The organism is Brevibacterium pityocampae (assembly GCF_039541555.1).
In the GTDB taxonomy this organism is placed as follows: Bacteria; Actinomycetota; Actinomycetes; order Actinomycetales; family Brevibacteriaceae; genus Brevibacterium; species Brevibacterium pityocampae.
In genome coordinates this window covers 1-22,719 of sequence record NZ_BAABGL010000016.1, presented here as the reverse complement: position 1 = coordinate 22,719, position 22,719 = coordinate 1, and the positions used below count along the sequence as shown (strand labels likewise).

The 22,719-nt window shown below is 67.2% G+C and carries 23 protein-coding genes, 2 pseudogenes and 1 other annotated feature; of the genes and pseudogenes, 17 read left to right on the top strand and 8 right to left on the bottom strand.

Annotated elements, in window-relative coordinates; translation table 11 throughout:
• Positions 1-326: 326 nt before the first annotated feature.
• A complete protein-coding gene (locus ABD883_RS10775) occupies positions 327-959 on the bottom strand; it encodes a class I SAM-dependent methyltransferase (protein WP_247619144.1) in 633 nt (210 codons plus the stop codon).
• A 198-nt stretch (positions 960-1,157) separates the two neighbouring features.
• Between ABD883_RS10775 and cmtR (ABD883_RS10770) the strand changes: the two genes are divergently transcribed.
• Positions 1,158-1,517 (top strand): Cd(II)/Pb(II)-sensing metalloregulatory transcriptional regulator CmtR, encoded by a 360-nt coding sequence (gene cmtR / locus ABD883_RS10770; RefSeq protein ID WP_137318387.1) that lies wholly within the window; start codon positions 1,158-1,160, stop codon positions 1,515-1,517.
• A complete protein-coding gene (locus tag ABD883_RS10765; protein WP_137318388.1) occupies positions 1,514-2,113 on the top strand; it encodes a cadmium resistance transporter in 600 nt (199 codons plus the stop codon). The genes cmtR (ABD883_RS10770) and ABD883_RS10765 overlap by 4 nt, the downstream gene beginning before the upstream one ends.
• 255 nt (positions 2,114-2,368) lie before the next feature.
• Here the strand turns inward: ABD883_RS10765 and ABD883_RS10755 are convergent, their stop codons facing one another.
• A complete protein-coding gene (locus tag ABD883_RS10755; RefSeq protein ID WP_345032045.1) occupies positions 2,369-3,736 on the bottom strand; it encodes a phenylacetate--CoA ligase family protein in 1,368 nt (455 codons plus the stop codon).
• Positions 3,737-4,613: 877 nt separating this feature from the next.
• Between ABD883_RS10755 and resB the strand changes: the two genes are divergently transcribed.
• From resB to ABD883_RS10695, 12 genes are all read left to right on the top strand, one after another.
• A complete protein-coding gene (gene resB / locus ABD883_RS10750; RefSeq protein WP_247619147.1) occupies positions 4,614-6,260 on the top strand; it encodes a cytochrome c biogenesis protein ResB in 1,647 nt (548 codons plus the stop codon).
• A gap of 1 nt (position 6,261) precedes the next feature.
• Positions 6,262-7,305 (top strand): c-type cytochrome biogenesis protein CcsB, encoded by a 1,044-nt coding sequence (gene ccsB / locus ABD883_RS10745; RefSeq protein ID WP_345032043.1) that lies wholly within the window; start codon positions 6,262-6,264, stop codon positions 7,303-7,305.
• A 353-nt stretch (positions 7,306-7,658) separates the two neighbouring features.
• Positions 7,659-8,033, top strand: a complete 375-nt coding sequence (gene cmtR, locus ABD883_RS10740) for a Cd(II)/Pb(II)-sensing metalloregulatory transcriptional regulator CmtR (protein ID WP_345032040.1) — start codon at positions 7,659-7,661, stop codon at positions 8,031-8,033.
• Positions 8,030-9,994 (top strand): heavy metal translocating P-type ATPase, encoded by a 1,965-nt coding sequence (locus ABD883_RS10735; protein WP_345032037.1) that lies wholly within the window; start codon positions 8,030-8,032, stop codon positions 9,992-9,994. Before cmtR (ABD883_RS10740) ends, ABD883_RS10735 begins: the two co-directional genes overlap by 4 nt.
• 292 nt (positions 9,995-10,286) lie before the next feature.
• On the top strand, positions 10,287-10,613 hold the full coding sequence (locus ABD883_RS10730; protein ID WP_345032035.1) for an ArsR/SmtB family transcription factor: 327 nt from the start codon (positions 10,287-10,289) through the stop codon (positions 10,611-10,613).
• Positions 10,614-10,703: 90 nt separating this feature from the next.
• Positions 10,704-11,315 (top strand): TlpA family protein disulfide reductase, encoded by a 612-nt coding sequence (locus ABD883_RS10725; protein ID WP_345032032.1) that lies wholly within the window; start codon positions 10,704-10,706, stop codon positions 11,313-11,315.
• On the top strand, positions 11,312-12,091 hold the full coding sequence (locus ABD883_RS10720) for a cytochrome c biogenesis CcdA family protein (protein WP_345032030.1): 780 nt from the start codon (positions 11,312-11,314) through the stop codon (positions 12,089-12,091). Before ABD883_RS10725 ends, ABD883_RS10720 begins: the two co-directional genes overlap by 4 nt.
• Before the next feature lie 134 nt (positions 12,092-12,225).
• Positions 12,226-12,825 (top strand): copper resistance CopC family protein, encoded by a 600-nt coding sequence (locus ABD883_RS10715; RefSeq protein ID WP_345032027.1) that lies wholly within the window; start codon positions 12,226-12,228, stop codon positions 12,823-12,825.
• Between the two features lie 87 nt (positions 12,826-12,912).
• On the top strand, positions 12,913-14,853 hold the full coding sequence (locus ABD883_RS10710; RefSeq protein ID WP_345032024.1) for a bifunctional copper resistance protein CopD/cytochrome c oxidase assembly protein: 1,941 nt from the start codon (positions 12,913-12,915) through the stop codon (positions 14,851-14,853).
• Complete coding sequence (locus tag ABD883_RS10705; protein ID WP_247619154.1) at positions 14,850-15,542, top strand: DsbA family protein; 693 nt, start codon at positions 14,850-14,852, stop codon at positions 15,540-15,542. Before ABD883_RS10710 ends, ABD883_RS10705 begins: the two co-directional genes overlap by 4 nt.
• 6 nt (positions 15,543-15,548) lie before the next feature.
• Positions 15,549-16,184, top strand: coding sequence for a vitamin K epoxide reductase family protein (locus ABD883_RS10700; protein ID WP_137318396.1), 636 nt, complete (start codon positions 15,549-15,551; stop codon positions 16,182-16,184).
• 155 nt (positions 16,185-16,339) lie between these two features.
• Positions 16,340-17,224, top strand: a complete 885-nt coding sequence (locus ABD883_RS10695; protein WP_137318397.1) for a VldE C-terminal domain-containing protein — start codon at positions 16,340-16,342, stop codon at positions 17,222-17,224.
• Between the two features lie 201 nt (positions 17,225-17,425).
• Here ABD883_RS10695 and ABD883_RS10690 read toward each other — a convergent pair whose 3' ends face one another.
• A complete protein-coding gene (locus ABD883_RS10690; RefSeq protein WP_247619155.1) occupies positions 17,426-18,373 on the bottom strand; it encodes a cation diffusion facilitator family transporter in 948 nt (315 codons plus the stop codon).
• Positions 18,360-18,752, bottom strand: coding sequence for an ArsR/SmtB family transcription factor (locus tag ABD883_RS10685; RefSeq protein WP_137318399.1), 393 nt, complete (start codon positions 18,750-18,752; stop codon positions 18,360-18,362). The genes ABD883_RS10690 and ABD883_RS10685 overlap by 14 nt, the downstream gene beginning before the upstream one ends.
• Between ABD883_RS10685 and ABD883_RS13805 the strand changes: the two genes are divergently transcribed.
• Both ABD883_RS13805 and ABD883_RS10680 read left to right on the top strand, forming a co-directional pair.
• On the top strand, positions 18,681-19,535 hold the full coding sequence (locus ABD883_RS13805) for a class I SAM-dependent methyltransferase (RefSeq protein WP_425548439.1): 855 nt from the start codon (positions 18,681-18,683) through the stop codon (positions 19,533-19,535). The two genes, ABD883_RS10685 and ABD883_RS13805, sit on opposite strands and share 72 nt — an antisense overlap.
• A 210-nt stretch (positions 19,536-19,745) precedes the next feature.
• A pseudogene (locus ABD883_RS10680) lies at positions 19,746-19,883 on the top strand (transposase); the annotation flags it as partial.
• 23 nt (positions 19,884-19,906) lie between these two features.
• Here ABD883_RS10680 and ABD883_RS10675 read toward each other — a convergent pair.
• The 4 genes from ABD883_RS10675 to ABD883_RS10660 form a co-directional block, all read right to left on the bottom strand.
• The gene (locus tag ABD883_RS10675; protein WP_101652799.1) at positions 19,907-20,113 is read right to left on the bottom strand and encodes an integrase core domain-containing protein; all 207 of its coding nucleotides are present in this window, start codon (positions 20,111-20,113) and stop codon (positions 19,907-19,909) included.
• Positions 20,114-20,135: 22 nt separating this feature from the next.
• Positions 20,136-21,206: an IS110 family RNA-guided transposase gene (locus ABD883_RS10670; protein WP_137318401.1), complete on the bottom strand. Its 1,071-nt coding sequence runs from the start codon at positions 21,204-21,206 to the stop codon at positions 20,136-20,138.
• 196 nt (positions 21,207-21,402) lie between these two features.
• Complete coding sequence (locus tag ABD883_RS10665; protein ID WP_345032017.1) at positions 21,403-22,173, bottom strand: IS3 family transposase; 771 nt, start codon at positions 22,171-22,173, stop codon at positions 21,403-21,405.
• Positions 22,093-22,209 (bottom strand) — a sequence feature (AL1L pseudoknot). Its footprint overlaps the gene before it by 81 nt.
• Positions 22,170-22,481, bottom strand: coding sequence for a transposase (locus ABD883_RS10660; protein WP_137318392.1), 312 nt, complete (start codon positions 22,479-22,481; stop codon positions 22,170-22,172). Its footprint overlaps the feature before it by 40 nt. Before ABD883_RS10660 ends, ABD883_RS10665 begins: the two co-directional genes overlap by 4 nt.
• Positions 22,482-22,536: 55 nt before the next feature.
• Here ABD883_RS10660 and ABD883_RS10655 point away from each other — a divergent pair.
• A pseudogene (locus ABD883_RS10655) lies at positions 22,537-22,719 on the top strand (IS5/IS1182 family transposase); the annotation flags it as partial.

The window sequence follows — 22,719 nt, the reverse complement described above, 5'->3', positions numbered from 1 at the left end:
CATTTCGCCGAGAACCAGACCATCGGCAACGCAGCCTGAATACAGAACAACCGTTCAGCCTCAACTAAACCCGGGATTTGACAAGGGATTGCTCGGAGGTGATTGAGCCGACAGATCCTAAGGCGCATCCTGCTGGTCGTGGTAGCAGCAGACGCACAGCGCTGAGCGGTTCCGCTTTCCGGGGCACCGGTAATAGCCCTCATGACGGCTGGCCCCTTCGGCGATCGTGGTGTCCGGGGGCGCACCCGCCCGGTACAGTCGGGCTTGATGGACCTTATTTCGTGCCCACCCACGTCTGCTCGGTGCCGTCCCTCGCAGTCACGGTGTTACCCATGGTTTTTCCACGCGGGCGCGTGCTTGTCGTTGCCAGGATCGTCCTGGACTGTGTCCGGCTTCCGAGCGATGAAGCGCAGGACCCGACCGCCGAAGGAGACCCGGATGCGGAGCGGGCCGAGGCCAGCCTGTTCCAGGACCGGTTCGAAGGTGGCGGGTTCGATGAGTCGGTGCGCAGAGCGGTCGGCCACGTGCACCAGGGAGGCCATCCGTGAGGCCAGCAGGTCGTATCCCACGAAGGACCCGCCGGGTCGTAGGACCCGCGCCGCCTCGGTCACCGCGCGTTCCCACTCGATCACGTGATGGAGCATGAGGAAGCTCAGCACAATGTCGAACGACTGGTCATTGAAAGGTAGCCGGGTGGCATCGGCTTGGCGCGCTTGAGCAGTGGGGAGTCGGGTGAGGAGCCGCTGCGCAGCCTTGACCATCGCGGGATCGGCGTCGGTCGTGGTGAGGTGCACCTGGGGGTGGGCCCGAGCGATTGCTCCGGCCATCGCTCCGCTACCCCCACCGATCTCGAGCACGTTGCCGGCGAGAGGCAAGCCCTGAATCGCCCAGGGAACCATTCGCCGGGCCAGAAGGCGCCACGGCCGGCTGCGACAGAATGAGGCTTCCAGGGCGGACATCCTCGGCATGACCCTTCTCTTGGCGCACCCGCGTGGTCGAAGCCGAGATTAGTCCTACGAGCGCGAATGAACTATTTGTTGGTCAGCATCAAGCGTAAACCTGCACCCGAGTACTGGGTACAAGACCTCGGCGGGCAGCAGTTCTCCACTGAGCGGGCAAGTTGCCCCTTATTCAGCGAACAATGTACAGTTCATCGAATGCTGACCATTACCAATCATCTTGACGTGATGAACCGCCTAGGCCGCGCCATGGCTGACCCGACGCGCTCCCGCATCCTGCTGATGCTGCTTGAGGGGCCGAACCATCCGGCGGTGATAAGCCGGGAGCTGGGCCTGTCGCGGTCGAATGTTTCCAACCATCTGGCGTGCCTGCGGGACTGCGGCATCGTGGTGGCCGAGCCGGAAGGCAGGAAAACCCGGTACGAGATCGCTGATCCGCACCTGACCCGCGCGCTGACTGCGTTGCTGGAGACGACCTTGGCGGTTGACCAGGGGGCCAGCTGCATTGACCCTGCATGTTCCGTTCCAACGCGCTGCAAGATGGAGGCAGGCGCATGATCCTGTCATCCGTGCTGCAGGCGATCGGCCTGTTCATTGTCACCAACATCGACGACATCATCGTGCTCTCACTGTTCTTCGCCCGCGGTGCGGGCCAGCGGGGCACCACGGCCCGGATTTTGGCCGGTCAGTATCTCGGGTTCGGCGGCATCCTGGCCGCCGCCGTGCTCGTCACGTTGGGAGCGGATGCATTCCTGCCCCCGCAAGCCATTACCTACTTCGGGCTCATCCCGTTGTTCCTCGGCCTGTGGGCGGCATGGCAAGCGTGGCGCGGAGACGACGACGATGATGATGAGGCGAAGGTCAGTGGTAAGAACGTCGCCGTACTGACCGTCGCCGCTGTCACCTTCGCCAACGGCGGGGACAACATCGGCGTGTATGTTCCGGTCTTCCTCAGCGTGGGGCCGGCCGCCGTCATCGCCTACTGCATCGTGTTCCTCGCGCTCGTCGCGGTCCTCGTCGTGATGGCCAAGTTCGTCGCGACTCGCCGGCCGATCGCCGAGGTGCTCGAACGCTGGGAGCACGTGCTGTTCCCGATCGTCTTGATCGGTCTTGGGGTGTTCATCCTCGTCGAGGGCGGCGCGTTCGGGCTCTGACTCCCGGCACTTCATGGACAGGATCAAGATGCTCGGGGCCGCCAAGGAAAACTGCGGCTCGCCGCCCCTTCTCGCCAACAGTCACAGGTTATGCGCGGGACTCGAAGGCCGACGGGCCCCAGACCACGGACCTGCAACGCGACGCCCTGCTCGCCGGGGGGATCGCGTCGGAGCGGCTGTATTGAGGACTGGGCCTCAGGGCAGAAGGACAACCGGCCGCAACTGGCCGCCCCACCTCAAGTCTCTAGTAGCCGGTCAGCGCAGCGGGATGACCGAGCGGAACTTGCCCCCCGGAGTTGGCTGGGGTGGTCCCTCGCCGCGGGCCACGATGACGTGGCCGAGTCCGTGGTCCCCCAGCAGGCGCCGAATCTCTGCGTGCACCGCCTGCCGGACGTGCTCCGCGTCGGTCCCGGCGGCGGACTGCAGACGGACATCGAGGTGGGCAGGAGCGGTGTGCACGAGCTGGACCAGCTCCACGCCGGGAACGCGGTCGAGCAGCGCAGTGATGGCCAGCGACGGGAGCGTCACCGGCTCGCCGGCGGGGGTGTGAAAAGCGAGCAGGTCAGCGGTGCGGCCCTGCACCCGGATGGCGGGCAGCGGGTCGCCGCACGGGCAGGGATCAGGCCGGACGAAGACGACGTCGCGGAGGTCGTAACGCAGGATCGGCTGGACCCTGTTCGCGAGGTTGCTGAGCAAGGTGGTGTGCGACGCCTGACCCGGGGGGACCGGACGGTAATCGGCGTCGACCGGCTCGAGGAGAACCCAGTCGCTGTTGACGTGGAGCCACCCGTACTGGCAGCTGTAGGTGAGGAAGGGGCACTCGGTGGCGGCGTAGCCCTGGCGGACCTTGGCGCCGAGCGTGGCGGAGATCCTGTCGTACTCCCCTGCGGGCAGGCCCTCGGCGGACAAGACCACCAGCGCCGGGTCGATGTGCAGGCGACCGGCGCGCTGCTCAGCGGCCAGCAGCGCGGCCATCGTGGCGTACGGAGCAAGAATGGCCGGACGGAAGCGGTTGAGCCCAGAGACCAGCTGCGCCATGGGTGTATGCACGCCGAACACCCCGATCCGGCTGCGGACTAACCGGTTCCTGCGCAACGCGGCAGCCGCGGCGAGGGAGGCGTAGTGGCCCCCGGTGGCGGTGATCATGGCGACGCGCCCGCCGCGGGCAATGATGCGGAGCAGATCGGCAGGGGTGAGCCAAGCACTGAGCAGCCGCGCCAGCAGGGCGGTGGTCACCGCGAGGGACCGCTCGTCCAGCAGGAAGATGCCCCGGGTGCCGGTGGTTCCGGAGGTGGTCCCCACCGTGTAGCGGCCGCGGAACTTCTCGCCCACCAGGGCGGGATCCTCGACGAATGCCCGCGCGGCGGACAGGGTGACCTCCCAGTCGGTCACCCAGTCATCGAAGTGGGACATCAGTTGGGCCTTGCTCGTGACGGGCAGCATCATCGGGTCCGTGACGTGCTCGGGCAGGTGCTGATACAACCGGCGGTAGAAGGGTGACCGGGCGCGCGCGTAGGTGACCATCCCTGCAAATCGCTCGTGTTGCCGCTGGGCGGTCGCCTCCCTGCCCTGCCGGTGGGTGGCACGGGCATCGCGCAGCAGCCAGAGTCTGCTTTCGGTCATGCGCGCTCCTTGCCACTTCGAGCAGCCACGTTCCCGGCGTCGCGTCAGACCGTGGGTCCGGGGTTCACGGCCAGCGCGGCAACGTCCGGAGCGACTGCGGGCTCAGCTCACCACCGGCCGAGCACGGCGTCAAGCTCTCAGCACAGTCGTCTACAGGGAGTTGGTCTGCGTCTCGGTGAACCGCGGCACCGCGGCACCGACAGTGATGAAGACGTCGGCCAGGTTGAAGGCGGAAAACCATCCCGTGTGGAGGTAGCCGGTCACCACCCCATCGGCGGCCCGCTCTCCGAGGGGAGCTGCAGCCGGAGCAGGCGGACTCCGGCACCTGAACCTCCCACACCTCGCCGGAAATCACTGATCATCAGCCGAGAACGGCAGACCGTTGCGGATGCGGCTTCGCCGTGATCGCAGGCACGATCGGGGCTGTTGAGGGGCACTGAAAGACTCTCCGTGCCCGGACCTGCACCGGTGTTCGTCTCGGTGTACCGGCCTGCGGCATTCCATGTTCCAAACATCAGCTGAATCCGAGACACTGGGGTCGACATCTCCCGCCGGAGACAAAGGGCGGTTCAACCGAATGCGTATCGGTCACTCCATACTGTATGGTTCAGTGCGTGCTGACTATTGCGCCTCGGACGAGAGAGGATCATCGCCTCGGCAGGTTCCGGTCGATCGGAACCTTGACGCAGCGGGCAACGTCGAAGGGACGAAGGTCGATGGTCCCTCGCCATCATCGCCCAACCTTGTGAAAGCACGCTACCCGTTCCGACCGCCCCGCAAGAGCCCTGTACCGACGTGGTCAGACGGATGCGGCTGGTCGTCGTCTCGCTGCAGAGACTGAGCGGCGGGTTTGAGGCGGTCATCTGAGACAGCAAGCATGAGACGAGAAGAAGCGAACGAGACGTTGATGAAGACCTTCCCGGATCAAGATGAGGGACGGAAGCCGGCGCCTTCCAGCAAGCCAGCGCGTGCGGCAGAGCCGGCGCCCGCCAATATCGGCTTCGTCGGGATGGTGCGCTGGGCGTGGCGGCAGTTGACCACCATGCGGGCGGCGCTGATCCTGCTGCTGATCCTGGCCCTGGCCGCCATCCCGGGATCGCTGCTGCCGCAGCGGATCCAGGACCCGATCCGGGTGACCACCTTCATCGAGGAGAACGGGGCCTGGGGCGAGTTCCTCGACCGTCTGCAGCTGTTCGACGTCTACTCCTCCGTCTGGTTCTCCAGCGTCTACATCCTGCTCATGATCTCGCTGGTCGGCTGCGTCCTGCCGCGCACCGCCCAGCACTGGAGGGCGATGCGGCAGGCGCCGCCGAAGGCTCCCCGCAGGCTGTCCCGGATGCCGGGCTACCAGACTTTCGAACGCGAGACAGATCCCGAGGAGCTCCTCGACCGGGCCGAGGCCCGGCTGAAGAAACAGGGCTACCGGACGATCCGGGCAGGCGATCATGTCGCGGCCGAGCGCGGCTACCTGCGGGAGACCGGTAATCTGGTCTTCCACGCCTCGCTGCTGGCCCTGGTCGTCACGATGGCGATCGGATCCCTGTTCGGCTATTCGGGGCAGCGGGTGCTCGTCGAGGGCGACACGTTCGCCAATTCGCTGGTGGCCTACGACTCCTTCGAGCCGGGCACCTACTTCGACGCGGACCGGCTCGACGATTTCCGGATCCGGCTCGACTCCTTCGAGTCGAGCTTTGACGACCAGGCGATCGGCAATCAGTTCGGCCAGCCCCGCACGTTCGAGGCCGACATCACCGAGTTCTACGAGGGGCAGGAGACCCGGCACCGGCTGGAGGTCAATCAGCCGATCCGGATCGGTGGCACCGGAATCTATCTCACCGGCAACGGCTACGCCCCGGTCTTCACCACCCGCGACGCCCAGGGCAACGTGACCTTCTCCGGGCCGGTCGTGTTCCTGCCTCAGCCCGAGGCCTCGGGATACGGCTCGCGGGGAGTGCTCAAGGTGCCCGACGCGCAGCCAGACCAGCTCGGGTTCGTCGGCTTCCTGCTCCCCACCGCAGGACTCAACGACGACGGTGAGCTGATCTCGCGGTTCGCCGAGCTGCGCAACCCCTACGTCGTGATGAGCGCTTACCGGGGAGATCTGGGGCTCGACACCGGGGTGCCGCAGTCGGTCTACGATCTGGACGCGGACAACATGACCGCGATCATCGATGCCGCCGGCAATCCGATCACGCTCGAGCTGACACCGGGTGAGACCGTGCAGCTGCCGGACGGCTTGGGCAGCGTGACACTGGAGGGCATCGACCGGTTCATGGCCATCGATATCCGCCATGATCCCACGCAGGGGCCGATGCTGGTGTTCTCGATCCTGCTGATGGTCGGACTGGGCCTGTCGCTGTTCGTGCCGCGGCGCCGGATGTGGGTCCGCACGACCGGCGGCGAGGTCGAGGTAGCAGCACTGGCCCGCGGTGAGGATCCCCGGGTCGAGCACGCCGCCCGCGACCTGGCAGCAGAACTTCACGACCGAGCACGCAACCCGGAACGACCGGCGAAGGGACACTGAAATGGACGTCAACATCGAGCTGGCCACATGGTCGAATCTGCTGATCTACTCAGCGATGGCGGTCTACGCAATCGCCTTCATCACCTACGCCTTCGACCTCTTCGGCGGCCGGACGCTCAAGTCCGCCGTCCGACAGCGGCAGTCGGCGCAGGCGGTTGCCGCCGGCAGCCGAGTCCGGCGGACCGCCCGCCGGACCGGTTCCGTCGCCGTGCTGGAAGACGACGATGCTGGATCGGGCTCGTCGGCCGATCGGCATGGCGACGGGGCGGGCAATGCCGACCCGACCACGGGCCGGAGCAGGCGACTGGCCCGGGTCGGGACCTCACTGACAGCACTGGCGCTGGTGCTCCACGCGGCGGCGGTGGCCACCCGCGCCCTGTCCGTGATGCGCGGCCCCTGGGGCAACATGATGGAGTACGCGCTGACCACCTCGGCGCTGGCCGTCATCCTCTACCTCGCGGCGCTGAAGTATCGCGATCTTCGGTACCTCGGCACCTTCGTCTCCGGGGCAGTGCTCGTGACCCTGGGCCTGTGCATCACGGTGTTCTACACGCCGGCCGCGCAGCTGGTCCCGGCACTGCAGTCCTACTGGATCTACATCCACGTGCCCATCGCGATCCTGTCGACGGCACTGCTGTCCATCTCCGCGGCGCTGGCAGTCTTCCAGATCATCAAGGCGGCCACCGAGCAGCGCACGACACCCAGGTGGCTGCGCTTCATGGACCGCCTGCCCTCCAGCGAGAACATCGAGCAGGTCTCCTACCGCATCGCCGCCGTCGGCTTCATCACCTGGACCTTCACCCTGATCGCCGGCGCCGTGTGGGCCGAACTCGCCTGGGGCCGCTACTGGGGCTGGGACACCAAGGAGATCTGGACCTTCGTCGTGTGGGTCGTCTACGCGGCCTACCTGCACGCACGCGCCACCCGCGGGTGGGGGCCGACCAGAGTCGCCGTGCTCAACCTCACCGGCTTCGCCTCGGTCGTGTTCAACTTCGCCGTCGTCAACATCTACTTCAGCGGCCTGCACTCGTACTCCGGGGTGTGAAAGCCGGCTCGGACGCGGCTGCTTTCGCACCCAACGCCGCACCCGAATCCCGATGGCGATGAGCTTCACCATCCCCATCCTGGTCGGATCCGCCCTGGGATACTTCGCTCTGCGCGAGGCCCCCCGACAGCATTACCTTCGCCGTCCTTGGCCTCACGGGCCGTATTCTGACCACCGGGTGGCATCGAGGAGATGATCTCCGAGGCCCACGAGGCGGCACCAGCCGCCTGGACCCCGTCCTCCTTACGGTCGGTATCGTGCTGTTCGCCCTCATCTCCGTCCACCTCCGGGCCTGATCCATCGTAAAAGCCGGCACGGCGCCTATGGGTCAGCCCATGGTGTATGGTCAGTGCATGCTGACTATTGCTTCTCGTGTGGATGTGATGAACCGGTTGGGTCGCGCGATGGCGGATCCGACGCGGTCACGGATTCTGCTGTCGCTGCTGGACTCACCCAGCTATCCGGCCGTGCTGGCTCGTGACCTGGGGTTGACGCGGACGAACGTGTCGAACCACCTGGCGTGCCTGCGGGGGTGCGGGATCGTGGTCTCCGAGCCGGAGGGCCGCCAGACCCGGTACGAGATCGCGGACCCGCACCTGGCGGCGGCGCTGACGGCACTGGTGGATGTGACGCTGGCGATCGAGGAGAACGTGCCGTGCATCGACCCGGGCTGCACGGTTCCCGGCTGCTGCGACGCGCAGGGGTCCGTCGCGGAGGATGCCTCGTGAGCGCCGCATGCGGCTGCGATGAGCCGGTCACCGCACCCCGTGGCGAGGCCGAGGAGGTGGAGCGTCCGTGGTGGCGTGACCCGGGTCTGCTGCTCCCGATCTTCTCCGGGGTCGCCTTCATCACGGGCCTGATCCTGGAATGGTCGGGCCTGGAGACGGCGGCGTCGGTGGTGTTCTGGGCCGGCCTGCTGCTGGGGGCGTACACGTTCGTGCCCGGCGCGATCCGGAACCTGATCACCAAGCGCAAGCTCGGGATTGGCCTGCTGATGACGATCAGCGCGGTCGGCGCGGTCATTCTCGGCTATGTCGAGGAGGCAGCGGCGCTGGCGTTCTTGTACTCGATCGCGGAGGCGCTGGAGGACAAGGCGATGGATCGGGCCCGCGGCGGTCTGCGGGCGCTGCTGAAGCTCGTGCCCGAAACCGCGACCGTCCTCCGCGGCGGCAACCCGGTGGAGGTGCCGGCCCGGGAGATCACGGTCGGGCAGGTGCTGGTGGTCCGGCCCGGGGAGCGGGTCGCCACCGACGGCATCGTCCGGGCGGGGCGGTCGAGCCTGGACACCTCTGCGATCACGGGCGAATCAATCCCCGTCGAGGTCGAGGCCGGCGCTGAGGTCTCGGCCGGGGCGATCAACATCGCCGGCGTGCTGGAGGTCCAGACGACCGCCGCGGGCACGGACAACTCGCTGACCACGATCGTCGAGCTGGTCGAGCAGGCCCAGGCCGAGAAGGGCGACCGGGCGCGCATCGCCGACCGGATCGCTCGCCCGCTGGTGCCCGGGGTCATGATCCTGGCCGCCCTCGTGGGCGTGATCGGGTCGCTGCTGGGTGACCCGCAGCTGTGGATCACCCGCGCCCTGGTGGTGCTGGTCGCAGCCAGCCCGTGTGCGTTGGCGATCGCGGTGCCGGTCACGGTGGTCTCGGCGATCGGCGCGGCGAGCAAGTTCGGCGTCATCATCAAAAGCGGTGCCGCGTTCGAACGTCTCGGCGGGATCCGCCATCTGGCCGTGGACAAGACCGGCACCCTGACCCGGAACCAGCCGACCGTGACCACGGTGATCCCGGCCGGCGGCAGGAACGAGGACCAGGTGCTGGCCTACGCCGCCGCCGTCGAGCAGCACAGCACCCACCCCCTGGCGGCGGCCATCACCGGTGCCGCGGCCGGGGCGCCGGTGGCGCAGGGCGTGACCGAGGAGGCCGGGCACGGCATCTCCGGCATCGTCGAGGGGCATCGGGTGGCGGTGGGCAGCCCCCGCTGGATCGACCCCGGACCGCTCCAGGCGCCGGTGGCGGCCCTGGAGGCCGAGGGGCAGACCTGCGTGCTGGTCACCATCGACGGCGCCATCGCCGGTGCCATCGCGGTCCGCGACGAACTGCGCCCCGAGGTGCCCGAGGTCATCCGCACCCTCAACCACCAGGGCGTTGAGGTCAGCATGCTCACCGGCGACAACGCCCGCACCGCAACCACGCTGGCACAGATCGCCGGGATCACCGACGTGCACGCCGAGCTGCGGCCCGAGGACAAGGCGCGCATCGTCGCGGGATTAGCCCAGCACCGACCGACGGCGATGATCGGCGACGGCATCAACGACGCCCCCGCCCTCGCGGGAGCCACGGTGGGGATCGCGATGGGCGCGACCGGGTCCGATGCGGCGATCGAATCCGCCGACGTCGCCTTCACCGGCCACGACCTGAGCCTGATCCCACCGGCGTTGCGGCACGCACGGCGCGGGCGGGCGATCATCAATCAGAACATCGCACTGTCGTTGGCGATCATCATCGTGCTGCTGCCGCTGGCGATCACCGGCGTGCTCGGGCTGGCCGCGGTCGTGCTGGTCCACGAGGTCGCCGAGGTGATCGTGATCGCCAACGGACTCCGCGCCGCCCGCACCCGCCGCATCCTCGCACGCCCAACACACCCCACCCCCGCAGATGCGGTGAAGCAGCCGGCCGGGGCGCAGTAACCCAGCAGCCCGCCCGTCGATGGGAGGCAGCAGCCTAGCTGCTGTGCCTGGCGTCGGCGGGCGGTCTGCACCAGGCGCGAGTTGAGGGAGGCGTGCACGTGGTCACAGCGGCAGCTTCGCCCTTCGCAGGTTTCGGAGCCGCCGGAGCCGATTCCACCTTCGACTCCTTCTCGCCTTCGTGCGCGGAAGCCCCGGTGCGGGGAAGATCAGGATTCCCGATATCATCGGCGCGTGACGATTATCAGTGAGGCGCGGTCGGACCGTGCCGGGGGGGCTTGCCCCTGTCGCGGCCGTGTTCCACTCGCTCAGCGACCCGACGCGGCTGGCCATCGTCAAGCGGCTGGCGGTGGAGGAGGCGCGCGTATCCGATCTGGTGAGCGAGCTGGCGCTGGCCCAATCGACGGTGTCTGCACACATGGCCTGCTTGCGCGACTGCGGTCTGGTTGCCGGCAGGGCGCAGGGGCGCAGCGTGTACTACTCGCTGAGCCGGCCCGAGGTGCTCGAGCTGCTCGCTCAGGCCGAGGCGCTGCTGGCTGTCACTGGCAAGTCGGACAGCGTGTGCTGCACCTACGTGCGCGACGCCAAGCAGCAGTCCCTTCCGGGAGGCTGCGATGCGTGACGTCCGTTGCCCCGAGACTCTGGAACCCGTCCCATCGGCGTGAAAGCCGTCAACAGTCGAGCTGCCCCATCGTCAGGAGTTTGAGAAAGAGTGTTGTCCCCGCATGTGTCACGCCGATCGTTGATCCGCCGGTCCGGTGCTCTCACCGCCATCATCGCTCTCGGGCTGGCCGGGTGCGGTGGCGCCGATGATGAGCCGGCCGGGCAGGCCGGCAGCGAGCAGGGCTATGTTGCCGGATCTGGTGTCATCACCCAGCTTGCCGTGGGCGAGCGGGGTGAACCGATCGAGCTGGCCGCCGAATACACCGATGGCACCAGCTTCGACATCGCCGACTGGCGCGGCGCCCCGGTGGTGCTCAACCTCTGGTACGCCGCGTGCCCCCCGTGCCGCAAGGAGGCTCCCGCCCTGCAAGCCAACTACGAGCGGTACCAGGACGACGGCGTGCGGTTCCTGGGCATCAACGTCCGCGATCAGGCCCCGGCCGCCGAGGCGTTCGCCGACACCTTCGGCCTGACCTTTCCGTCCATGTTGGATCAGGACGGGATCGGGGTGGCAGCCCTGAGCACCGTGCTGCCGCCGCAGGCGGTGCCCTCCACGGTCGTCCTCGACGCCCAGGGGAGGCCGGCCGCCCGGGTGGTCGGGGCGGTCGATGAGTCCACTCTCAAGGCGCTGATCGCTGACGTGCTGGACGAGACGGCATGACACTGGCAGCCCCCATCGGGGAGGTGTTCTCGCAGACCGTGCTGACCGGACCGATGCTGCTGGCGATCCCGGTGGCCATCCTGGCCGGGGCGGTGTCCTTCCTGTCCCCCTGCGTGCTGCCGCTGGTCCCCGGCTACGTCGGCTACGTCACCGGGCTGGGCGCCACCGCGCTGACCGACCGGAAACCCAGCCGCGTCATCATCGGGGTATCGCTGTTCATGACCGGCTTCGCCGTCGTCTTCGTCGCCATGGGCCTGGCGTTCAGCGCGGCCGGTGTGCTGCTCAGCCAGTGGGCCGATGTCCTCAACCGGGTGATGGGGATCGTCGTCATCATCGCCGGCATCGTGTTCATGGGCGGCATCGGCATGTTCCAGCGCAGCACCCAGATCAGCAAGCGCCCACCCGCCGGCCTGTGGGGCGCCCCCGCGCTCGGTGCCACCTTCGCGCTCAGCTGGGCCCCGTGCATGGGCCCCACACTGGCAGCGGTCATGGCACTGTCCACCAGCTTCGGCGCCACCGGCACCGACGGCATCTGGCGCGGCGCGGCGCTGACGCTGATGTACTGCCTCGGACTCGGAGTGCCGTTCATCGTCGTGGCCGTGCTCATCGTCAAGGGCACCGGCAGGCTGCAATGGGCCAGAGACCACCAGATCCTGATCAGCCGGATCGGCGGCGGGATGCTCATCATCATCGGACTGCTCCTCGTCACCGGGGTGTGGACCCACTGGGTCAACAGCCTGCAGGGCATGATCGGCGGCTTCCAGACAATCATCTGATGAGCCAAGTACGTCCACCCAGGGTTCGCCATTGCTCCCCTACAGGCACCGGCGCAGGCTGGTATCCTGACCCCGTTCTCTACAGGAGGTAGAAATTGATTCGCAGAGTTGCAGTGCGGCCGGTCAGTCGCCTCGTGAGCGTTCTGGCAGTGCTGGTGGCGGTCGTCTTGCTGCCGGTCGCCCCGGTGTCGGCGCATGACGTCGTGACCGGGACGAATCCCGAAGACGGGCAGAGCCTGGATGCCGTCCCCGAGGCGATTGAGGTCTCCTTCTCCAACGCTCCCCTGTCGATGGGGTCGGAGATCCTGATCAAGGACGCGGCGGGGACGAACTGGGCCGAGGGAGGCGTCGAGATCGATGGCAACATGGCCGTCCAGCCGGTCAATCCCGAGGCGCCCGCCGGCGAGTACACGGTGACCTGGCGGGTCGTGTCCTCGGATTCCCATCCGATCGACGGCTCGTTCTCCTTCACCGCGACCGACGGTGCCGGTGCTTCCTCCTCCCCCAACCCGGGGCAAACAGGGGCCGAGGCTTCCCAGCCGGCGCAGCCCGTGGCCGAGCCCGCCGCGCCGGAGCAGCCGCAGACGGAGACTCATCAGGCGGCCGCCGACGAAGCCGACACGGGAGCGCCGCTCAGTTTTGTGATCGTCCTGGCCCTCCTCGTCATCGCACTGGGGCTTGTCGTCGTCGCCGTAGTGACCCGCCGCCGGCGGTTGGAAAGCGACGAGGCATGACCGGTGCCCCCGGACTCCGAATGCCATCCGATGGGTAGCGCCCCGACCGAAGCTCCGGCCGGGCGCCGGCGCTCCGCGGCCTGGCTCGTGGCCGCCTTTGCGGTCGCGGTCGCCGCTGTCGTGGCAAGCGCGGCGTTCTCCGGGGCGGCGGCAGAACGCGAAGCGTTGGATCCCGGCGCGTTCGTGCGCTGGGCGCTGCCGATCGCGCTGACCGTGCACCACCTGGCGCTGGCCGTCGTCGTGGGTTGCCTGATCTTCGCGGCAACGATCCTGCCCCCCGGAGATGACGAGTCGGCACCAGTGCCTTCGCGCTCGCACCCGGCGTTCGCCCGCGTGCGGGCGGTCGCCGCCGGCGTGTCCCTCGTGTGGCTGGGATCGGCGGTGGTCGTGCTGGTGCTGACGTATGCGAATCTCGCCGGCCAGCCGGTGTCGGACAATGCCGAGTTCGCAAGCCAGCTGGCCTACTTCCTCACCGATCTGCTCGTCGGTCAGGCCTGGGGTGCGATCACCCTGATTGCCTTCCTCGTGTGCAACCTGACCTTCCTCGTCCGCTCCACCACCGGCCTAGCAGCCACGGCCCTGCTCGCCCTGGCCACCATCATTCCGATCTCGCTGATCGGGCACGCCGCCGGCAGCGACGACCACTTCGCCGGAGTCGGTGCCCTGGCCGTGCACTGGCTCGGCGTGCTGGTGTGGGTCGGCGGCGTGGCGGCCCTGGCCGTCACCGCGCCGATCCTCGCCTCCAACCACGGTGCCCACCTGGCGAAATCGGTGCTCTCCCGCTTCTCGGTGCTGGCCGGTGTGGCGTTCTTCCTCGTCCTGGCCTCCGGCGTGCTCAACTCCGTGCTCCGCCTCGGCGGGTGGGAGGGGCTGCTGAGCCGGTACGGTCAGCTGATCCTCATCAAGCTCGCCGCAACCCTGCTGCTCGGCGCCATCGGGCTGGCCCATCGCAGCTGGGCCATCGCCCAGGTCGGGCGCAAGTCCGGCGGGCAGACGGCGTGGCGGCTGGTCATCGCCGAAGTGCTCATCATGGGCGGAGTCATCGGGGTCACCGGGGCCCTCGGCCGGACCGCTCCGCCGGTCCCGCGGGAGCCGGAACCGGCGATCACCCCGGCCGAGATCCTCACCGGCTATCTGTTGCCGCCGGACCTGACCTGGTTCCGGTGGTTCACCGAGTGGCGGTGGGACTGGCTGTGGGTGGCCTTCTCCCTCACCGCGGCCGCCGTGTATCTCCTCGGGGTGCGCAAGGCCCACGCTGCCGGGCATCGGTGGCCGTGGCAGCACACCGCCAGCTGGCTGACCGGACTGCTCGTCCTGGTCTATGTGACCTGCGCGGCCCCGACGATCTACGGCATGGTGCTCATCAGCGTGCACACCGTCATGCTGTTGGCCATCACCGTGCTCATCCCGCTGCTGTTGGCCCTCGGCGCTCCCCTGTACCTGCTGGCCCTGACCGTGCAGCGGCGCACCGACGGCAGCCGGGGACCCCGGGAATGGCTGCACGCCGCCAGCTCAGCCGCCGGCCCAGCGCTGCGGAACCCGCTGCTCAGCGGTGCGGTGGTGGCCGTCTCGCTCGGTCTGCTCTACTACACCCCGCTGCTGCGCCTGGCCCTGGATTTCTGGATCGCCCACCAGATGGCCAACCTGTACTTCCTGCTCATCGGGTTCTGGTTCATGACCACGGTGACCCGCCCCCGAACCGCGGCACGAACACTGTCCCGGCGGATCATCGCCGTGGCCGGGCTGGCCGGGGCCCTCCTGCTCTGGGCGACCGTGCTCGCGTTCGGCGTCACCCCCGTCCTCGAGGTGGACTGGTTCGGCAACCTCGCCCGCACCTGGGGGCCGTCCATCACCGCCGACCAACAGCGTGCGGGCACCGCCGTGCTGCTGGCCGGAGTGACCCCGCTCGCGATTCTGCTCACCACGCTCCTCCTGCACCGACCACACCCGACGCCCGCCGGCACTGCGGGTGCCCTCCAACCCTCCTCCACCGCCTCCCGCCGACCGGACAGAACGGATCATCCATGAACCCCGCCAACCGAAGCGTTCTCGTGAAGAGCAAGTCCCTTGTCTGGATCCTGATGGCGGCCGCCGTGATCGCCGCCATCGTCGTGGTCGTCATCGTGCGCGGCAACGCTCCCGACACGACCACCGAGTCCGCCACGCCGGCAGGGACGGCAGAGACCGGGCAGCTCGTCCGCGAGAACAGCCGTGTGCTGTCGCAGGCGCCGAACGAGAAAGCGGTACTGGTGGAGTTCCTCGACTTCGAATGCGAGGGCTGCCGGGCCGCCTATCCCCTCGTCGAGGAGCTGCGGGTCGAGTACGCCGACTCCGTGACCTTCGTCCACCGCTACTTCCCGCTGCCCGGACACCGCAACGCGATGAACGCGGCCCTGGCCGTGGAGGCCGCCGCCCAGCAAGGCGCCTACGAACCGATGTACCAGCAGATGTTCGAAACCCAACCCGAATGGGGCGAATCCGCCGACGACAAGAGCGCGGTCTTTCGCTCCTTCGCCGAAGACCTGGGCCTGGACATGGAAGCCTACGACGCGGCAGTCAAAGATCCGGCCACCCAGGATCGGGTCGAACTCGACTTGGCCGACGGCATCGCCCTGAACGTGAGCGGAACGCCGACGTTCTTCCTCGACGGGCAACTCCTCGCTCCGAGCAGTCTCGACGAGCTCCGCGCTGCGCTCGACGCAGCCGTTGCGGAGTGACAGGCCATGCCGGACGCTACCGCCACGCTCGATCATCGCCCCGCTGAAGCCAGTAGTCCCCGGTTCGCCCGACCGCGCCCTTTCGCGGTCCTGCTGCTGGTCACGGGCATCATCGGGTGGGTGGCTTCGGCAGTACTCGTCGCTGAACGGCTGGCGCTCTTCCGGGACCCGGAGCACGTCACGAGCTGCGACATCAATCCGTGGGTCTCCTGCGGCAAGGTCATGGGCAGCTGGCAATCCGAGCTGTTCGGGTTTCCCAATCCGCTGATCGGGATCGTCGCCTTCGCCGTGATCATCACCACCGCCATGGCCGTCCTCGCCGGAGCACAGCTGGGACGCTGGTACTGGATCGGTCTGCAGGTCGCTGTGAGCCTGGGCACCGTCTTCGTCATCTGGCTGTGGTCCCAAGCCCTCTTCAGCCTCTACCTCCTGTGCCTGTACTGCATGGTCGTGTGGGCCGCGATGATCCCCCTCTTCCTCCTCCTGACGATCCGCAACCTCGTCCACGGCATCATCCCCGCCCCCGCCGGGCTGGTCCGGTTCACCGCAGACTGGGCATGGACGCTGGTGGCCCTCATCTACATCGCGGTAGCCGCCTCGGTCTACCTCCGGTTCTTCCCCGCTTTCACCTCCCCCCTCTGAGACGACCCAGCCGGCGCGGTGGCGGTATGTCGCCCGCGCAACACCACGTGACACTCGTCACCCTTATCTCGTTCGTTACCGTTTTGTCATCTCCTCGTGCGTCAGTACACTCGAAGATAACGAAATGGTCACAACTGCGTTAAGGGTTTAGTCGAATGGGTAAGCACTCGGATCCGAAGCCGTCCTGGAGCGCGAACGCGCGCACCCTGATCCGGAACGTCGCCGCGGGCGACCGCAAGCATGCCGGTCGCCATAGTCAGGAGCCGAGCACCGCCACCGGGGTTCTCAAGTCCGTCAGGCGCCGCCCGATGGTCGCCGCCATCGCACTGCCGGCAGCTGCCACGACCGCGATCGTGGCCTCCTCGTTCGCCTTCGCACCCACGGACACCGCCAGCGTCGTCACGGCCGAGGAGCAGGCAGCCACCGCCAGCGCGGATCCCGGCGCCCAAGACGTTCCCACGAAGGATGCCGAGGAACGTGAGAAGGAGCGGGAGGCGGCCGCCGAGGAGTATCGGAAGTCCCTCGAAGACGATCCGAAGTACAACCAGAAGCCAGAGGTGAAGGCCGCGCTGCCGGCCCCTGAGCCCCCGAAGGAGAGCGCGTCGTCGGAGACCTCCGGCGGAGAATCCTCGGACCGGGGTTCGAAGTCCTCGCGCTCCGACAGCCGCGAATCCTCGGGCCTCTCCGATGAGCCCTGCTCGGTGTCCACCGAGATTGAACCCAAGCTCACCGCGAACGCTAAGAAGGGCTACCGGGCGGTCTGCGCCGAGTTCCCCGAGGTGAAAACCTTCGGCGGACCGCGCAACGATCCGGGATCCGACCACCATACCGGCCAGGCCCTCGACATCATGATCACCGATCCCACGGGTCAGCAGATCACAGAGTTCGCGATCAAGCACGCGTCCGAGCTCGGAGTGAAATACGTGATCTACAAGCAGAAGATCTACGCTCCCTACACCGGCTGGGAGGGACGGGCCATGGAGGACCGTGGCTCGGCCACCGCCAACCACATGGACCACGTCCACGTCTCCTTCAACTGAACAGACCGACCGGCCGCTGCCCCGTCCCCCATGGGAGCAGCGGCCGGTCCCATCCCCCGGCGATCATGACCACTTCCGGCACCAGATCGCCCCGCCATCAACCACGGCGGTACCGCGGACCTAACACCAGACAGACAGCATCGACTGCGGCCCATCGCAGTCGGGTTCGCCGGCTGGAGGCGATGCCGAACACCCGGTTCGTCAGGCGTGCTGGACTGCGGGCAGTTCCCGGTCTCGCAGGGCAGCCGTTTCCACCTGGATCGTGGCGTGATCGAAGGCGACGGGGAAGTGCTCCTTGACGCAGGCGAGGATCGCCTCCAGGATCTGCGGGGCGTGACCGGATTCGAAGCAGTCGTCGTCGACGACGACGTGCGCGGAGATGACCGGCAGGCCGGTGCCGATCATCGAGGCGTGCAGATCGTGCACATCGCGGACGTGCTCGAGCTCCAAGATGTGGGCGCGGACGTCTTCGAGATCGACTCCCTTGGGAGTGAACTCCATCAGCACCCGCACGGTCTCGCGCAGCAGCCGGAACGCGCGGGGGACGATCAAAGCCGCGATGAACAATCCGGCGATGGTGTCGGCGCGCTGGAACCCGGTGGTCGCGATCACGATCGCCGCAATGATCACGCCCAGAGACCCCAGGGCATCGTTGAGCACTTCGAGAAACGCCGCACGCATATTGAAGTTCGCCTCGCGGTTGGATGCCAGCACAGCGATCGCGGCGATATTGGCGACCAGGCCGATCACCCCGAACACCAGCAGCTCCGTGCCGGGCACCTCGGCAGGTTCGAACAGTCTGCGGATACCCTCGACGGCGGCATAGGTGCCGACCACGAGCAGCAGCACAGCCTGCCCGAGCGCGGCGATGACCTCGATCCGGGCGAAACCCCACGTCCGCTCACTGCTCGGCGGACGCAGCATCATCGTCGCCGCGATGACCGCCACCAACAGCCCGGACGCATCAGCCAGCGCATGAGCGGTATCCGTCAGCAGAGCCAGGCTGCCGGTGATCACGCTGCCCACCGCTTGCGCCACAACAATGACGGCGATGATGCAGAACGCGATCACCAGCCGCCGGCGCGTCCCCCGATCAGCCCGCTCCGGGACATGACTGTGCACGTGCCCACCCCTATCAGTTTCCGCCATACCCCTCATCCTCCCCAACGATCGGCTCGTGATGATCGTGGTCACGCAACGAAAGCGACACCCCGGACGCCCTCAGCAGCTCATCCGCGCTCTCGACCAGATCCTCCAGTCGGGCCGGATCGGCCAGCGAGAACCACGAGGACCGCCCCTCCGCGCGCACGGTGACCAGTCCGCAGTCACGCAGACAGGCCAAATGCTTGCTGACTGTCGACTGCGCAAGATGCATGTGGTGGACCAGATCCCGCACGCGGTGCTCACCGCTGGCCAAGTGCTCCAGCAGCGCCAGGCGCGTCGGCTCGGCCAGCGCATGGAACAGCGCCGCATAAGCACTGCGGTCTTCGGACCAAACGGTGGTCTCAGCAACACCATCAATCGCCATACGACGATGATAGCACGAAGCAGCGATGGTTCGGGGAGCGGATCACGTCGCCTCGATGCGCCCGCTCTCACCGTCCACAAGCCGCACGCGCCCTCGACGAGGATGAACACACCGCGACCGATCAAGACGATCGGGAAGAGGACGTGCTCCCACCCGTTCGAGCGCCTCTTCGGTCGGCCGGCGACGAGCGCGAGGAACCCGAACACAGCACGCGACAACGGCGGCCGGCACCGCGGAGGAAGACCGGAGCATACTCTTGGACCCTCGGAGGGTGACATGCGTATGAACCGGATGGAGGCGGCGCTGGTCGACTCACCACCGCGACGCCTGCTCCAGCGCTTCGAGGCTCGGCGTCTGATCGCGCTGGGTGGTCGCACCCCGGGCGCTCGGGTGGCCGAACTTGGCTGTGGCCCCGGGTCCGGCACCAAGCTGATCCTCGATGTCTTCGGCGCCGCACCGGTCGACGCCGTCGACCTCGACCCGGCGATGATCGTCAAGGCACGCCGCCAGCTGACTCGGTACCACGGTCGGGTGAACCTCGTTGAAGGGTCGGCGACTGACCTGGCCGCGGCTTTCGCTGCGTTCGGTGGTGGTGGCAACGCGAGCTACGACGCGGTGTTCGACTTCGCCGACCTCGTCGCCCGGACGCGCCAGCTCATCACGCACGCGGTGCTGTGCCAGAGACACCTCACCCGACCCCATCGGCAGCTCGGCCACCTCGGCTGCAGCGCGGGACACCTCGGCGAGGGGGCGCAGGGAGCGGTGGACCCACCACCAGCCTAGCAGGCCCGCCAGCACCAGAGCCGCCGACGCTCCCAGCACCTGCACCCGGGCCAGCGTGGCCTTGGTCGCTTCCACGGGAGCCGTCGGCAGTCCGGTGATCACCACGCCCTCATCAGCCGCTGATTTCGCCTTGACGAGGTAGCTGCCTTCCTCCAGGTCGAGCGTCCGCATCAGCGTCTCCGCCCCGTCGATCTTCTCGGNCAATGGTCGCTGATCGCTGACTTGCTGCCTGCTCCGACCGGCCGCAGGGGCCGGCCCTTCGCTGATGCCCGCCAGATGGTCGAGGGCATCATCTACCGCTACCGATGCGGGATCGCCTGGCGGGACCTTGTCAAGCCCTGGGTTTGGTAGAGGCTTCTTTTCTTGGTTTCCTATGCGGCCACGCCTGTAGTGGTCTGCTGTTTGATCCAATCAGAATGCGCCTCGATCGGCGGCCGGTAGTGCAGCGCCGAATGCAGTCGGACGTGGTTGTACCAAGCCACCCACTTCGACGTCTCGGCCATCACTTCGATCACTCCCGACCACTCCCGCCGGTCGATCAGTTCGGCCTTGTACACCGAGTTCAGCGCCTCGGCCATCGCGTTGATGCTCCTATAGTTGTCAAGCCGTGATTTCGCCTGTTCGTGGGTTGGTCTTGATGAGGTGGTAGACCTCGCGGATGACGTAGCGTTTCAAGCACCGGATGATGTCGCGTTTGCTCTTGCCCTCGGCTGTTCGGCGAGCGACGTAGGCGATGGTCGGCTCGTGGAACCGCATCCGCACGATCACGGTCCGGTAGATCGCGGCGTTGAGCTGCCGATGTCCGCCGTGATTGATGCGATGCTTACCGCTGCTCATTCCTGACCCGGCGGGCACGGGACTGATTCCTGCGAGTTTCGCGAACGCTGCTTCGCTGCGGATCCGTTCAGGATTGTCCCCGGCGACGATGAGGATCTCCGCGGCGGTGTCGACGCCGATGCCGAACTCGTCCAGCAGGTGCGGGGCGCGTTGGGCGACGAGTTGCTCGATCTGCGCTTCCAGGCTTTTGATCTCCTCGTTCAAGGCAATCCAGCGCCTGGCGATCGATCGGAGTGCGTGCCGGTTCGCGTCCTCTGGCGTCTCTAATCCGCGTGGGCGGAGCGCGGCGCAGTGACGGGCGATCATCTTCTGCGTTTTCCGTGCTGTCTCACGCCGTAGCTCTTCGTCCGAGTGGACGAGCAGCGCCTTGAGCGTCACCATCGCCCCGGTGCGGTCTTTCACCGCGGTATCGTGGGCGACTTTCAGCTGCCGGATCATCTCCACCACCCCGTCAGCGGTCTTCGGGACCGCAGTCGCGAACCCGGCAAGTACTGCCCGGGCAGCGTTCTCCGCGTCGAGCGTGTCGGATTTCCCGTTCAGTCGGCGCAGCCGCCGATCGGGCCGGGAGACCTCGACGACCTTGTGTCCGTTCCGGCGGACGAACGAGGTCAGCCCGGCACCATAGGAGCCGGTGCCTTCGATTCCGAACGCGATGATCTTCCCGAATGACGACGCCCACTCGAGCAGCTGCTTGAACCCCGCAGCGTCGGTCGCGATCGTGAGAGTCGCCAGGACCCCGCCGATCGAGTCCATCACCGCGGCGACATGAATGTGCTTGTGGGTATCGACGCCGATCACGACGTGCCCGGAACGGGCGGGCTCGATCTGTTCCATGGGGTGCTGTCTCCTTCATCGGTTAGCGTGGTCACACGCTGTCGCCGGCGGGTGGACAGGACTGTCATGGGGACGCTTTGACGAGGCTCCAGGCTCCTATCAGGTCACGCCCGATCCGGCGGCAGCGGTACTGCGCCCGGCCGGAGGTTCGACAGATCAACGCCAAGGCACCCTGCGGGCCAATCGTAAGCAAGGGTCAGAACACTCCGGCCAGGACTACCTCATCCTTGCGGGACGCGGCAGAAACAGACTGACAATCGAAGGAATCGCCCCGCGAACCCACCGATGCCACGATCGCAGACTCCGCCAGCGTCTCGCCATAGCGAATCGAGCGGAACTGGACTCCGCGATCCGAGTGGTGAACGAGCCCGGATACATCGTGCCCGGCCCGGTACTTCGCCGCCAGAGCCATCGTGAGCGCGTCCCGGGCCAGGGATTCACGCATATGGTTCGTCACCTGCCAGCCGACGATCTCGCGATGGAACACATCGAGGATGAACGTCGTGTACACCCACCCCGAGCGCGTCGGCACATAGGTGATATCGGCCACCCATAAGCAGTTCGGTGCAGGCGCGGTGAACTCCCGCCAGGCGAGGTCCTCCGGGCACTCCTCGGCTCTGGCCGATGCCGTCTTGGGACGTTTGCGTTTGCGCCGCACCCCATCGATGCCCAGTCGGCGCATCAAACGCTCGACCGTGCAGCGGGCCACCGGCCCGAACCGGTCGGCGTGATCACGGTTGATCGCTTTCCACATCTTGCGCACTCCATAGCAGGAGTAGTTCGCTTCGTAGATGTCCCGGATGACGACCATGAGATCGCAGTCCCGAATAGCCCGGGCCGAGGGCCGGCGCAGTTTGTACGCGTAGTACGAGCTCACAGCGATCCGTGCAGCAGTCCCGCGCAGGACCCGCACGATCGGCTCGACTCCGAACTCGTCACGATTCTCGTCGATGAAGTCGACGATCACCTTGATGGGCGGTCGAGCTCCGCCGCGAAGAAAGCCGATGCTCTGCGCAGGATCTCGTTCGCTCGCCTGGCTTCGGCCAGCTCCGCCCGCAAGCGTCGGTTCTCCGATTCCAGATCCACAGACTCCGACGGTGTGATCCTGCCGGATTCCTTGTGCTTCCGCACCCACACGCGCAAGGTCTCCTTACTCAACCCGAGCTCTTTCGCGACCCGAGTAATCGAGCCGTTGGCAGTCGCGGGATCGGCCTGAGCGTGAATGACGAGCTCTACTGCACGAGCCCTGAGCTCGTCGGTGTACTTCACTGGCATGAGAGAAACTCCTTCTTCCAATCTCCCTGCCTCTATTATCCCCGGGGCGATTCACCTGCCCGAGACGTTCGGCAAGTGGCAGACGGTATGGACCTGGCATCGCCGGATGGCCGGCGACGGCACCTGGGACACCGCGCTGGCCCGCTTGACCGCTCACGCTGCCGGCCAGCTCGACTGGTCGCTGTCGGTGGACTCCACGATCGCGCGTGCTCATCAACACGCAACGAACATCACGCGC